A 12,808-nucleotide genomic window follows, 5' to 3' on the forward strand; every position below is an offset into this window, starting at 1 on the left:
ACCATGGCACTGCACCCCGAGATCGCCGCGTTCCTCGCCCGGCTGCCGGCCCCGCCCGAGGGCCCGCTCGACCCGGCCGCGATGCGCGCGGCCGACGAGGCGCACCTGACCCCCCTCGCGCGGCGGCTCCCGCTCCACGCGGTCGAGGACGTCACCGCGCACACGTCCGCCGGCGAGGTGCCCGTACGGATCTACACGCCCGACGGGGCCGGACACCACGGCATCCTGGTCTACTTCCACGGCGGCGCCTTCTTCCTCGGCAGCCTGGAGACCCACGACCACGTGGCGCGCTCGCTGGCGAAGGAGACCGGGCGCAAGGTCGTCTCCGTCGGCTACCGCCTGGCGCCCGAGGCCGCCTTCCCCGCCGGCCTCGACGACTGCCACGCCGTCGTGCGCTGGGTCGCGGAGCACGGCGCGGACCTGGGCTGGGACGGCACGACCCTCGCCGTGGCCGGCGACAGCTCCGGCGGCACCTTCGCCGCCGCGGTCGCGGCCCGCGCCCACGACGAGGGCTTCGACGGGATCACCCACCAGATCCTCTACTACCCCTCCCTCGACCTCGACTTCGACGCCGGCCGCTACGCCTCCCTCGGGGAGAACGCCGTGGGGTACGGACTGGAGACGGCCGGGCTCAAGCCGTTCAACGCCTTCTACCTGGGCAGCGGCGCCGACCCCGCCGACCCGCTCGTCTCGCCGGCCAAGCGGGCCGACCTCTCCGGACTGCCCCCCGCGCTGATCGTCACCGCGCAGTACGACCCGCTGCGGGACGAGGGCGAGGCGTACGGCCACCGGCTCCGGGAGGCCGGCGTGGCGGCGACGGTCACCCGGTACGACGGCGCCGGACACGGCTTCGTCCAGCACTTCTCCTGGCTCCCCGAGTACCAGGGGGTCTTCGCTCGGACGCGCGACTTCCTCGACGGCCGGTGACCCGGCCCGCCCCCGGGGACGGACGCGGAAGGAACACCCTCATGACGCACTCACCCACCATCCACCCCCTGGTCTCGCCGTGGGGCCGGTTCGGCCTCTACAGCTTCTACATCGACGCGCCCGAACCCGCCGTCGTCGACACCGGGATCGCCTCCTCGCCCGCCGAGGGGATGGCCCCCGCCCTCGCGGCCATCGGCCGCCGCGTCGAGGACGTCCGCTGGATTCTCCTGACGCACGGACACATCGACCACGTCGGCGGGGCCCACGCCCTGTGGGAGCTGACCGGCCGGCGGGCCCGGGTGGTGATCCACGAGGCCGACGCCCCGATGCTGCGCTCACGCCGGGCCCATGTGGCGGAGTACCGCGCGGGCCGGGGCCGCCACCTGCGCGACCCGAACGGCGAGGCCGCGGTGACGGCCGCCACGTACGCCGTCATCTCCGGCGAGATGGAGCCCTCCCTGCTGGTCAGGGGCGGCGAGACCCTCTCCCTCGGCGGCGGGGTCACCGTCTCCGTCCACTCGGTGCCGGGCCACACCCCCGGATCGGTCGCCTACGTCGTCGACGACCGCCGGGCCGTCTTCGCCGGGGACGCCGTCCAGGTCCACGGGGCCGCCAACGGCTTCCCCGGCTACACCGACCCGGCCGCGTACCGCACCGCCCTGGAACACCTGCGGGACGAGGTCCGGCCGCGGCACCTCTACCTCGGGCACCCCTACCGCCGGGCCGACGGCACCCCGTACGGCGTCGAACTCGACGCCGGCCAGGCCCGCGAGGCCCTCGACCAGAGCCTCGCCGCCGAGCGGCGCATCACCGAGGCGGTCCGCCGGTGCCTCGCGGACGGACCCCGGGAGACGGACTCGCCGTACTCGCCGTTCGCCCGCGTCGCCGAAGAACTGGGGTACACCGGCGATCCCACGGCGGAGCCGTCGCCGTTCTTCACCACGATGGCCGGCTACCGCACCCCTCTCGACCCGAACCCGTGACACAGGAGCCTCGCCACCCATGACTGACACGCAGACCTTCCGCGCGGGGGAGCGGACCATCACCGTCCGCAAGGACCTCCGGGTGCCCATGCGGGACGGCGTCGACCTGGCCGTGGACGCCTACCACGCCCCGGACGACACCCCCCGCCCCGCCCTGATCGCCATGAGCGCCTACGGCAAGGAACTCCAGGCCCTCGCCCTGACCACACCGCCGCAGCGCCGGCCCAGCCCGATGTGGGACGGCTGCATCGAGGCCGGCGACATCGCCCGCGTCGTCGGGGAGGGGTACGTCCACGTCATCGGCGACATGCGCGGCACCGGCGACTCCGGCGGCGTGATGATCGGCAACTACAACTTCGGCGGCGTCTCCCAGGGCCAGGACCTGTACGACCTCGTCGAGTGGGTCGCCGCGCAGCCGTGGTGCGACGGGAACGTCGGCATGACCGGCATCTCGTACTTCGGCTCCATGCAGGTGCTCGCCGCCGCCGAGCGGCCCCCGCACCTCAAGGCGATCTTCGTCAGCGGCGGCCACTTCGACTTCTACGAGACGACCTACCACGGCGGCGTCATGTGGTTCATGCCGCGCGCCGCCCGCGAGGGCCGGGGCGGCGACTCCGGCATCGCGCACACCGACGTCCGGTCCCGGATGCGGGAGGTGTACCCGCCCGAGGAGCTGAACCGGCTCGTCGAGGAGCGGCTGAGGGACCCGGACGTGGCGGCCTGGCCCAACCTCGTGCACGTCCTCAAGTACCCCGAGAACCGCGAGTTCTGGTTCGACATCGTGATGAACCCCCTCGACGGCGACTGGTACGAGGAACGCAACCCGATCACCCTGGCCCGGAACATCGACATCCCGGTCTACCTGCAGATCGACCAGGGACGCGGCTGGACCGTCGACGGCCACATCGAGCTGTTCGACGTCCTGAAGGGCCCCAAGAAGCTGGACATCGGCTCCTACCCGCCGATGCAGTCGCGCCCCTGGATCGAGGAGCACGACAAGATGTTCCGCTGGTACGACCACTGGCTCAAGGGCATCGACACCGGGATCATGGACGAGCCCGCCGTCAGCGTCTTCGTCGAGGGCTCCCGCGAGGTGGTGACCGCGGCCCAGTGGCCGCCGAAGGAGATCGCCCACCGGGCGCTCCACCTGCGCCCCCGGCACAGGCTCTCCTTCGAACCCGAGCCGATGGGCGCCGAGTACGCCGCCCCCGACGGCTTCTACCAGGCACCGCTCACCGTCACCGACACGGTGCAGACGCTCTCCTGGAGCACCGAGCCCTTCGAGGAGCCCACCGAGCTGATCGGCACCGGCGCCGCCCACCTCTTCGCGGAGATCGACCAGGAGGACACCAACTTCATCCTGCGCCTGTGGGACGAGGCCCCCGGCGGCCGGCGGCAGTTGGTCACCACCGGCTACCTCAAGGCGTCCCACCGGGAACTGGACGAGGAGCGCACCACCGAGGGCGACCCGTACCACCCGCACACCCGCGCGGTGCCGGTCGAGCCCGGGGCGATCGAGGAGTACGTGCTGCGGCTCTACCCGTTCGCCGCCACCTTCCTCCCCGGACACCGGCTGGTCGCGGAGTTGTCCAACGACGAGCCCCTGGCCGACGCGCACAACGCGCTGCTGCCGCCGGACGCCTTCCACCTCCCGGTCGGCCGCCCCGTCACCCACAAGATCTACCGGGACGCCGCGCACCCCTCCCGGCTGGTGCTGCCGTTCACGGTGTGACCGCACGCCGGGCGGGTCGCCGGAGCACACCGGCGACCCGCCGCGCGCCCCCGTGGCGGCGGCCGTGACCGGGTCCGGTCAGCGGCGGCGCAGGGTCAGACCCCTCCTGGCGAGGGTCTTCGTCAGGACGTAATAGGCGAGGTGGGTACGGGGCCACTGGGTGACGTTCGCCCCCGAGGGCGTGTGGTAGTAGTTGTTGCACCCCGCCTCCATCGCCGAGGCCCGCTTGCCGAACTGCCTGTCCAGCCAGCGCACATACCGCTCCAGCGCGGCCGGCTCGGTCTCCACCCGCGCCTCCTTGCGCCGCGCCGCCCGGATCGCGCGGGCCGCCATCTCCGCCTGGCGCTCCAACTGGGCGATGATCGAGAAACCGCCGTTGGTGTTCGGCCCGTAGAGGATGAAGAAGTTCGGGAACTCCGGCACCGTCACCCCGAGGAACGCCCGCGGACGGTCGCCCCAGTACTCCTGGAGGTCCCTGCCGCCGGTGCCGGTCACGGTGAACGCGGACAGGAAACGGGTCGGCTGGAAGCCGGTGCTGAGGATCAGCACGTCCACCTCCCGCTCCTCGCCGAGCACGTCGACCACGCCCTTCGGCGTCACCGACCGCACCGGATGCGGGACCAGCTCCACATGCGGCTCGTTGAACGCCGGGTAGTAACTCGACGCGTAGATAGGCCGCTTGCAGCCCCACGGGTACTCCGGCGTCAGCGCCCGCCGGGTCTCGGGGTCCCGTATCGCCCGGTCCAGGTAGCCGAGGCACAGCTCGCGCATCCGCCGCTGCGCCCGGCTCCCGGCGTCGTACGCCCGGAACCGGCCCATCGACTGGGCGAACAGCGCGTACCGGTAGAGCCTGCGGTACAGCGGCCGGCGCCGGAACCGCTCCCGCTCGGCCGCGCTGAACGCCCGCTCCCCCTTGGGCTCCACCCAGCCCGGCTCCCGCTGGTGCACGTAGAGGTGGGCCACCCGGTCCGCGATGGCCGGCACCACCTGCACGGCGGTCGAACCGGTGCCGACCACCGCCACCCGCTTGCCCTCCAGCTCCACCGAGTGGTCCCAGCGCGCGGTGTGGAAGGACTCGCCGGCGAACTCCTCCAGCCCCGGCCACTCGGGGTACCTCGGTACGTTCAGCAGCCCCACGGCGCTGATCACGAACCGGGCGTGGAGCGTCCCGGAGCCGGTCTCCACCCGGTAGTGGCCCTCGCTCTCCTGCCAGCGCACCGCCTCCACGCGGGTGCCCAGCCGGATGTGCCCGCGCAGCCCGAAGCGGTCCACGGTCGCCTCCGCGTACCGCTGGAGCTCCGGCTGCCCGGCGTGGGTGCGCGGCCAGTCGTGCGGCATGAAGGAGAACGAGTAGGCGTGCGAGGGGATGTCCACCTCACAGCCGGGATAGCGGTTGTCCCACCAGGTGCCGCCGATCCCCTCGGACTGTTCGAGGATGACGAAGTCGCTCACCCCCGACCGCAGCAGCTTGACGGCGGCGGCGATCCCGCCGAATCCGCTTCCGATGATGACGACGCCGGTGGTCTCGGCGGGTGCTGCGCCCATGCGGTGGTGCTCCCTTCCAATCGGCGCGGCCGGGCCGGCCGCGCCGGCCGTCTCGTGTGGTCAGCCGCCGGCCGGCGGCACGATCGCGTACGCGCCGAGCTGATAGGCCAGCAGGGTGTAGAAGCCGGTCAGGGTGACCGCCTCGAACAGCCCCTTGGGGCCGAGCACGGCGAGGGCCTCCGCGTGGGAGGCGTCGTCGAGCCGGCCGTCCGCGAGCAGGGTGCGGGCCACGCGGTGGGTGCACCGTTCCTCCGGTCCGGCCGAGGCCGGGGTCCGCCCGGCGCACAGCTCCTCGGTCTCCTCGGCGGTGAACCCGGCGCGGGCGGCCCCGAGCCGGTGCGCGTACTTCTCGAAGACGCTGTCGTGGTGGTGCGCGACGGTGAGGATCACCGTCTCCTTGCAGCGCGCGGAGAGGGTGAGGTCGTAGCTGACCGTGGCCCCGAGCCGTTCCAGGGCGGTGCCCAGCGGCGGGTGGAGCAGCCAGGTGGCGGCCGGGCCGTTGAGCCGGCCGGACGGGCCGGTCAGCGGGAACGCGGGAGGGCGTTCGGCACGGCGGCCGTGGACCAGCTCCCGGTACAGGGCCAGGGCGTCGGCGTCCAGCGCTCCGGGGTCGGCGCAGCCGCCCAGTCGCTCGCTCATCCCTGGTCCGGCATCGGGTAGTCGTCGGCGTTGAGGACCCAGCCCGGCATCCGGGAGAAGTCGGCGCGGGGCGGGGAGAAGAGGTCGAGCAGGTGGTTGACGCCCGCGCCGGTGCCCTGGCTGGTGTGCACGACGGTCGGCGGGATGACGGTCAGGGACGGCGCCTGGCACGTGAGGTGCTGGTCCTCGCGCCACTCGGAGAGGTCGGTGGTCCAGGGCCAGCGCAGGTGGTGGGTGTAGTCGCCGTCGATGACGAGGGAGAACTGCTCGAAGTCGTCGTGCGTGTGGGGCGAGAGCCGGGTCGTGTCGCGGGGGCCGCTGCGGCGGTGCGGCACGTTCACCATGAACGAGGAGCAGCGGAAGATGCGGAAGGGCGGGTTCTCCAGCCCGGGGACGTCGAGCCGGTAGGTGCGCACCCGGTGGCCGCCGACCGGCTCGGGCCACGGCGTCAGCGGGGTGACGTGCGGGTGCGCGGTGGCGTAGGAGTCGGCGTTGACGGCGCGGGCGGCCAGCTCGGCGCAGCGGGTGGTGCCGAGGGTGACGGCCCGGCCCCGGCCGCGCAGGGTGATCTCCGCGGCGCCGGGCGGCAGGAAGGTCAGGGTGTGGCCGGCGATCTCGGTGCGCTCGCCGCCCGTCTCCACCACCGCGCCGACCGTGTCCTCGGGCAGCAGCAGGGCGTGCTCGTCGGGGCCGGCGGGCAGGGCGACGGTGGTCTCGTCCGCGACCTCGGTGTAGCCGACGACCAGGTTCTGTCCGCGGGCGAACCAGGTGCGCCCGCCGTCGCCGGTGGAGTGCGGGGGCACATCGGGGAAGGGCACGTACTCGGCCGGGGCCGCCTGTCCGGTGGCGCGGGCGGGGGCGGGGGTGCCGTCGCCGGCCTGCCGCAGGGCCGCTCGGGCGTCGCTGGCGTGGTAGACCATGTCGTTCCTCTCGGGGTGGTGCGGGGCGGTGGGGTTCAGTGGCCGCGGGCGGTGCGGACGCCGGCCCGGGTGTCGCCGCAGAGCTGCCGGGCGGCCTGCCCGAACAGGTGGGCGTCGTTGCCGACCATGACGAAGGAGTAGCCGCGGGCCGCGGCGCGGGCGGCGGCGTCGGCGTCGCGGACGGCGGTGCCGCAGGGCAGGGAGCGGGCGGCGGCCTCGCGGAGCAGGCCGTCGGCCATCCGGGTCAGCTCGGGGGAGCCGGGCGGCAGGCCGGTGGCGAGCGACAGGTCCCCGGGGCCGAGGAAGACGGCGTTCAGTCCGGGGGTGTCGAGGATGGCCGCCGCCTCGTCCAGGGCGCCGGGGTCCTCCAACTGCGGGATGCGCAGGATGTCCCTCTCGCCGTGCTCCAGGTAGTCGGCGGTGGTGTCGAGGCCCCAGGCCCCGGCGCGGGAGGTGGTGCCGAGGCCGCGGTCGCCGTGGGGCGGGAAGCGCATGCCGGAGATCGCGGCGGCGGCCTGCTCGGCGCTGCCGACGCGGGGGACCAGGATGCCGTCGGCGCCCAGGTCCAGCACGCGCTGGATGTGACTGCCGCTGCGGTCGGGGACCCGGACCAGGACGTGCAGGCCCAGCGCCTGGGCCAGCGTGGTCATGCGGTAGACGGCCTCCAGGGTCATGGGGCTGTGCTCCATGTCGGCCACGAGGAAGTCGAATCCGGCGCGGGCCAGCAGTTCGGTGGTCTCCAGGGCCGGGATCTTCACCCAGGTGCCGATCAGGGGCGTCCGGGAGGGGTCGGAGAGACGTTCGAGCATGTGCATGGGCGGTGTGCCTTCTTCCGGAACGGGGCCGGGATGCGGGAGGAGGGGTACGGGGCGTGCCTCGCGTGGGCCGGGACCGGCGTACGGGGGCGACTCGGGACGGCGGTGTTCGGTGGCTCGGGGTGGCGGTGTTCGCGCCGGAGGGCCCGGAGCCGAGGGCCCCGGGGCCGCCGTGGGGGCCCGGGTCCGGACCCTCCAGACGTCCCGTAAAGCGGGATGAAATTCCTGCTATGCGGGAATGGCTTTGCAAGCTAGGTTCGCCGGACGGGTTCTGTCAAGGGGGTGCGCAGCACCTCCGCCCGACCCGCCGGCCGGGCGAAATGGTCCGCTTCCGACGTCTTGACAGCCTCGGGTGAGGCTGCCTTAGAGTCCGCCGTACCGCATTGAAGAACGGCTGACCCGCGATACGGGACAGCAGAGGGGAAGGCAGAGATGTCCGGTGCGTCGCGCAAACCGTCCGCCCACGGCGTGGAGACGCCCACGGGCGACATCCAGGTGATCGCCCGCACCGTCCAGCTCCTCAGACGCCTCAACGAGGACGGGGCCATCGATCTGGCCCACGCCGCCAAGGAGTTGGGCGTCGGCAAGTCCACCGCCCACCGCTATCTGGCCTCGATGGAGACCCACGGACTGCTCCAGCGGCTCGACCGGGTCCGCTACGAGGTCGGCCCCCTGCTCGCCGAACTCGGCATCACCGCCCTCACCCGCCTCGGGGTCGTCGACCTCGCCCGGCCGGTGATGGAGGAACTGAGCCACCGCGTCCGCCACACCGTGGTGCTCAGCATCTGGAACGGCCACGCCCCCGTCGTGGCCGAGGTCCACGAGGACGCCAGCCGCACCGCGCACGTGTCGATCCGCAGAGGCAGCACCCTGCGGCCCAACACCGCGCAGGCGGCCCTCTTCGCGGCCTACCCCGACAAGTGCTACCACCGCCCCGGCGGCCCGGTCACCGCGCTCACCGAGGCGGAGACCGCCGCCATCCACCGCACCTGTGTCTCGGTGCGCACCAGTGACGAGGAGGGGGTGAGGGCCGTGGCCACCCCCGTGTGGGGCGGCAGCGGCCGGCTGGTGGCCTCGCTCGCGGTCGTCGGCATCGCCCAACTCGTCCCCGAAGAAGACGACAGTCCGGTCGCACAGGCGCTCACCGCCGCCGCGGCCACCCTCCAGCGGGAGCTGACGGACCCGCTGGTCCACGACGTGGAGTCCGGCTGAGGCTTCGGACCCGCCCCCCCCGGGGCGGACCGCCGCGGACCGGCCGACACGGCCCGATCCGACAAGGGCGGAGCGCAAGGACGCCCTCCGCCCGAGAAAGGCAGCACCATGAGGAGACGCTTCACCCGCGCCAGAGGCGTGCAGCTCGCCGCCCTGTTCGCCGCCGGCTCGCTCATGCTGGCCGGCTGTGGCTCCGACAAGGGCCAGAACTCCTCAGGCCCCCAGACCCTGACCTGGGCGAGCACCGGAGGACAGTTCCAGGACAACGAGATCGAGGCCCTGCAGAAGCCGTTCACCGAGAAGACCGGCACCAAGTTCAAGAACGTCAGCCCGGCCGACCCCGCGCAGGTGCGCGCCATGGTCGAGTCCGGCCGGCCCGTGTGGGACCTCGCCAACATGAGCTGGATCTACGCCGGCGCCTACTGCGACAAGTTCTACGAGAAGCTCGACCACCGCGACCTCGACCGCAGCCTCTTCCCCGAGGGCACCACCGGCGACTGCTTCGTCCCCACCTACCGCTTCGCCAACGTCTTCGCCTACAACGCGGACCTCTACAAGGGCGAACAGCCCGACAACATCAAGGACTTCTTCGACACCAAGCGCTTCCCCGGCAAGCGCATCGTCTTCGACTACCCGAAGAACGGCCTGCTGGAGTCCGCCCTGGTCGCCGACGGCGTCGACCCCAAGGACCTCTACCCGCTCGACGTCGAGCGCGCCCTGCGCAAGCTGGACACCATCAAGGACCAACTGGTCTTCGCGCCCAGCTACGGCGCCGTCCAGCAGATGCTGGTCGACAAGCAGGCGGCCATGGTCATCACCGTGACCGCGCGCGCCATCGCCACCGCCGAGTCCGGCGCCAACCTCAAGGCCGTGTGGGACTTCAACACCACCGACATCGGCGCCCTCGTCATCCCCAAGGGCACCCCGCGCGCCGATCTGGCGCAGGACGCCATCGCCTTCGCCATCGAGCCTGAGCAGGCCAAGGCGTACGCCGCGCTGACCGGCACCGCGCCGGCCCGCACCGACGTGGACATCGAGTCCATCGACTACAGCGACGTACAGAAGTCCTTCAACGCCTTCCTGCCCGACCGGGGCCGCCTGGCGGAGCAGGACAAGAAGTGGTGGATCGAGAACACCGACAAGGTCCTCGAACGCTGGACCGAATGGAAGATCGGCTGACGCCATGACGACCGCGACCGTCACCCGTGGGTCGCCGGACACCGCCCGGCCGGTCCGGGGCGCCGAAGGGCGCAACCGGACCGCCGCGGCGCTGCTCCTGCTCCCCGCCCTCATCGCCCTCCTGCTGCTCTTCGTCCTCCCGATGATCAGCGTGGCCGTGCGCAGCGTGACCGAGCCCCAGGCCGGACTGGGCAACTACATCGGCCTGTTCACGGACGGCTACACCCTGCGCGTCCTCGGCCGGACCCTGCTGGTCGCCCTGATCGTGGCCGTGGCCGGGCTGCTCGTCGCCTACCCGTACGCCTACGCGATGACCCTGGCCGGGCCGGTCGGCCGGGCCCTGCTGGTCACCGTGGTGCTGGTGCCGTTCTGGACCAGCATGCTCGCCCGCAACTACGCCTGGCTGGTCCTGCTCCAGGACGGCGGTCTCATCCAGCGCTTCTCGCGCACGGTGGGGCTGGGCGACGAACCGCTGTTCGGCACGACGGCCGGCGTCGCCCTCTCCATGACCCAGGTGCTCCTGCCCTTCCTGGTCCTGCCGCTCTACAGCTCCATGCAGCAGATCGACCGCCGGCTGCTGGACGCCGGGCAGAGCCTCGGGGCGAGCCGGCTGCGCAGCTTCCGCAAGATCTACCTGCCGCTGTCGATGCCCGGTGTCATGGCCGGCACCTCCCTGGTCTTCGTGCTGGCCCTCGGCTTCTACGTGACCCCGGCCCTGCTGGGCTCCCCGCAGAACGCGATGATCGCCCAGATCATCAACGTCCGGGCCCGTGACCGGCTCGACTTCGGCGGCGCCGGCGCCATGGGCATCTTCGTCCTGGTCGTGACCCTGCTCGTGATGGGTCTCGCCCAGCGGATTGCCAAGGGGCGCACCCTCAGCTCCGTACCGGGCGTCGCCGCCCCGGCCCGGCCCGCGGGGCCCGGCGGGGGCGGGTCCGGACCGTGGCTGCGGCTCTACACCGTCCTGGTCGGCTTCCTGCTCACCGCGCCGACCCTGGTCGTCATCCCGATGAGCCTCTCGGCCGGCACCACCTTCCGGTTCCCGCCCGAGGAGTGGTCCACGCGCTGGTACGACAACCTGGCGCACTCGCCGGCCTGGACCGAGTCCATCGGCAACTCGCTCCAGGTGGCCCTGGTGAGCGCGCTCGCCGCGACCGTGCTGGGCACCGCGGCGGCGATGGGACTGCAACGGCTCGGCCCGCGCTCGCGCGGCGTCCTGTTCGGGCTGCTGCTCTCCCCGCTGATCGTGCCGAACATCCTGGTCGCGCTGGTCATCTTCGCCGCCTTCCTGCGGCTCGGGCTCAACGGCACCCTCGGCGGGATCATGCTGGCGCACACCGCGCTCGCCCTGCCGTACGTGGTGATCGCGGTCTTCGCCCGGCTCCAGGGCATGGACCCCCGGCTGGCCACGGCCGCGTCGGGCCTGGGCGCCCGGCCCTGGTCGGTCTTCCGGCGGGTGACCCTGCCGCAGGCCCTGCCGGGCGTGCTCTCCGGAGCGGTCCTCGCCTTCGTCACCTCCCTGGACGAGGTCGTCGTCGCGCTCTTCCTCCAGGCACCGGGGGTCTTCACCCTCCCCGTCCAGATGTTCAACAGCGTCACCATCCAGATCGACCCGACCATCTCGGCCGCGTCGAGCGTGATGGTCATCCTGGTCAGCGTTCCCATCCTGCTCGCCCAACTGGTGGGCGCACGCCGCGGAAAGGCAGGCACCCGGTGAGGATTCCCGTACTCGGCACCGACAGGCAGACACGTCGGCCCGCCTCCGAAGCGGCGCCCCCGGCCGCACCGCCGGCGGCCGGCGGCCGCATCCGGCTCGACGGACTGGGGAAACGTTTCGGCTCCGGTGCGATGGCCGTCTCGGGCGTCGATCTCGACATCGCCCCGGGCGAGTTCATCACCCTGCTCGGGCCCAGCGGCTCGGGCAAGACCACCACCCTCAACATGATCGCCGGGTTCACCGACCCGAGCGAGGGCCGCATCCTCCTCAACGACCAGGACATCTCCCCGCTCCCGCCGCACCGCCGCAACTTCGGCATGGTGTTCCAGAGCTACGCGCTCTTCCCGCACCTGACCGTCGCGCAGAACATCGCCTTCCCGCTGCGGGAACGCCGGCTGGACCGGGCCGAGATCACCCGCCGGGTCGGCGAGGTCGTCGAACTCACCGACCTGCGCGGCAAGGAGAACCGGCGCCCGCACGAACTCTCCGGCGGCCAGCAGCAGCGCGTCGCCCTCGCCCGCGCGGTCGTCTTCTCGCCCAGCGTGCTCCTGCTCGACGAACCGCTGAGCGCCCTGGACCGCAAGCTCCGCCAGTCCCTGCAACGGGAGATCAAGCGGCTCCACGACGAACTGCGCCTCACCTTCGTCTTCGTCACCCACGACCAGGACGAGGCGATGACCCTCTCCGACCGCATCGCCGTCTTCCGGGAGGGCCGGCTCGACGCCGTCGGCACCCCCGACGGCCTCTACCACGACCCCGGGACCCGGTTCGTCGCCCAGTTCCTCGGCGAGTCCAACCTCTTCGAGGGCACCGCGGGCCCCGACGGCTACCGCTGGCGCGACCGTGTCTGGCCGCTGGGCCGCGGCGCCGCCGGCACCGAGGGCCGCCACCTGGTGGTCCGCCCCGAGAAGCTCGGCGTGATCCCGGCCGCCGACCCCGTCCCGTCCGGCCACAGCACCGCCCCCGCCACCGTCACCGACGTCTCCTTCTACGGCACCTACCAGCGCGTCGAACTCCGCTACGACGACGAGAGCCCCGGGTGCGTGGTCCGGCCCGCCCAGGCCACCCCGTCCGTCACCGCCGGCGAAGCCGTCCTGGCGCACTGGCGCCCCGAGGACCAGGTGTTCGTCACCCCCTGA

The 12,808-nt window shown here is 72.7% G+C and carries 11 protein-coding genes; 7 read left to right on the forward strand and 4 right to left on the reverse strand.

The window, feature by feature from the left end; all coding sequences use genetic code 11:
* Nucleotides 1-3 precede the first annotated feature (3 nt).
* From J5Y05_RS08430 to J5Y05_RS08440, 3 genes are read left to right on the forward strand one after another with little or no spacing between them, the layout of a single operon-like run.
* Entirely contained in the window at nucleotides 4-927 is a 924-nt protein-coding gene (locus tag J5Y05_RS08430; protein ID WP_210869894.1) for an alpha/beta hydrolase, read from the forward strand.
* A gap of 41 nt (nucleotides 928-968) precedes the next feature.
* On the forward strand, nucleotides 969-1,910 hold the full coding sequence (locus tag J5Y05_RS08435) for an MBL fold metallo-hydrolase (RefSeq protein ID WP_210869896.1): 942 nt from the start codon (nucleotides 969-971) through the stop codon (nucleotides 1,908-1,910).
* 19 nt (nucleotides 1,911-1,929) lie between these two features.
* Entirely contained in the window at nucleotides 1,930-3,642 is a 1,713-nt protein-coding gene (locus tag J5Y05_RS08440) for a CocE/NonD family hydrolase (RefSeq protein ID WP_210869898.1), read from the forward strand.
* A 78-nt stretch (nucleotides 3,643-3,720) separates the two neighbouring features.
* On the opposite strand, the gene J5Y05_RS08445 is transcribed toward J5Y05_RS08440, so the two are convergent.
* From J5Y05_RS08445 to J5Y05_RS08460, 4 genes are read right to left on the reverse strand one after another with little or no spacing between them, the layout of a single operon-like run.
* Nucleotides 3,721-5,187, reverse strand: a complete 1,467-nt coding sequence (locus tag J5Y05_RS08445; RefSeq protein ID WP_210869900.1) for a flavin-containing monooxygenase — start codon at nucleotides 5,185-5,187, stop codon at nucleotides 3,721-3,723.
* A 60-nt stretch (nucleotides 5,188-5,247) separates the two neighbouring features.
* A complete protein-coding gene (locus tag J5Y05_RS08450) occupies nucleotides 5,248-5,826 on the reverse strand; it encodes a carboxymuconolactone decarboxylase family protein (protein ID WP_210869902.1) in 579 nt (192 codons plus the stop codon).
* Nucleotides 5,823-6,746 carry a cupin domain-containing protein gene (locus J5Y05_RS08455; protein WP_210869904.1) on the reverse strand — a complete coding sequence of 308 codons (924 nt, stop codon included), beginning with the start codon at nucleotides 6,744-6,746 and terminating at the stop codon, nucleotides 5,823-5,825. Before J5Y05_RS08455 ends, J5Y05_RS08450 begins: the two co-directional genes overlap by 4 nt.
* A 35-nt stretch (nucleotides 6,747-6,781) precedes the next feature.
* Nucleotides 6,782-7,561 (reverse strand): HpcH/HpaI aldolase family protein, encoded by a 780-nt coding sequence (locus J5Y05_RS08460; protein WP_210869905.1) that lies wholly within the window; start codon nucleotides 7,559-7,561, stop codon nucleotides 6,782-6,784.
* 432 nt (nucleotides 7,562-7,993) lie between these two features.
* Here J5Y05_RS08460 and J5Y05_RS08465 point away from each other — a divergent pair, with 432 nt between their 5' ends.
* The 4 genes from J5Y05_RS08465 to J5Y05_RS08480 all read left to right on the forward strand — a co-directional run bounded on the left by J5Y05_RS08465 (nucleotide 7,994) and on the right by J5Y05_RS08480 (nucleotide 12,808).
* A complete protein-coding gene (locus J5Y05_RS08465; RefSeq protein ID WP_210869907.1) occupies nucleotides 7,994-8,773 on the forward strand; it encodes an IclR family transcriptional regulator in 780 nt (259 codons plus the stop codon).
* A 108-nt stretch (nucleotides 8,774-8,881) separates the two neighbouring features.
* On the forward strand, nucleotides 8,882-9,952 hold the full coding sequence (locus J5Y05_RS08470) for an extracellular solute-binding protein (protein WP_210869910.1): 1,071 nt from the start codon (nucleotides 8,882-8,884) through the stop codon (nucleotides 9,950-9,952).
* A 4-nt stretch (nucleotides 9,953-9,956) separates the two neighbouring features.
* The gene (locus tag J5Y05_RS08475) at nucleotides 9,957-11,669 is read left to right on the forward strand and encodes an ABC transporter permease subunit (RefSeq protein ID WP_210869912.1); all 1,713 of its coding nucleotides are present in this window, start codon (nucleotides 9,957-9,959) and stop codon (nucleotides 11,667-11,669) included.
* Nucleotides 11,666-12,808: an ABC transporter ATP-binding protein gene (locus J5Y05_RS08480; protein WP_210869914.1), complete on the forward strand. Its 1,143-nt coding sequence runs from the start codon at nucleotides 11,666-11,668 to the stop codon at nucleotides 12,806-12,808. The genes J5Y05_RS08475 and J5Y05_RS08480 overlap by 4 nt, the downstream gene beginning before the upstream one ends.

The organism is Streptomyces tagetis (assembly GCF_018069565.1).
In the GTDB taxonomy this organism is placed as follows: domain Bacteria; phylum Actinomycetota; class Actinomycetes; order Streptomycetales; family Streptomycetaceae; genus Streptomyces; species Streptomyces tagetis.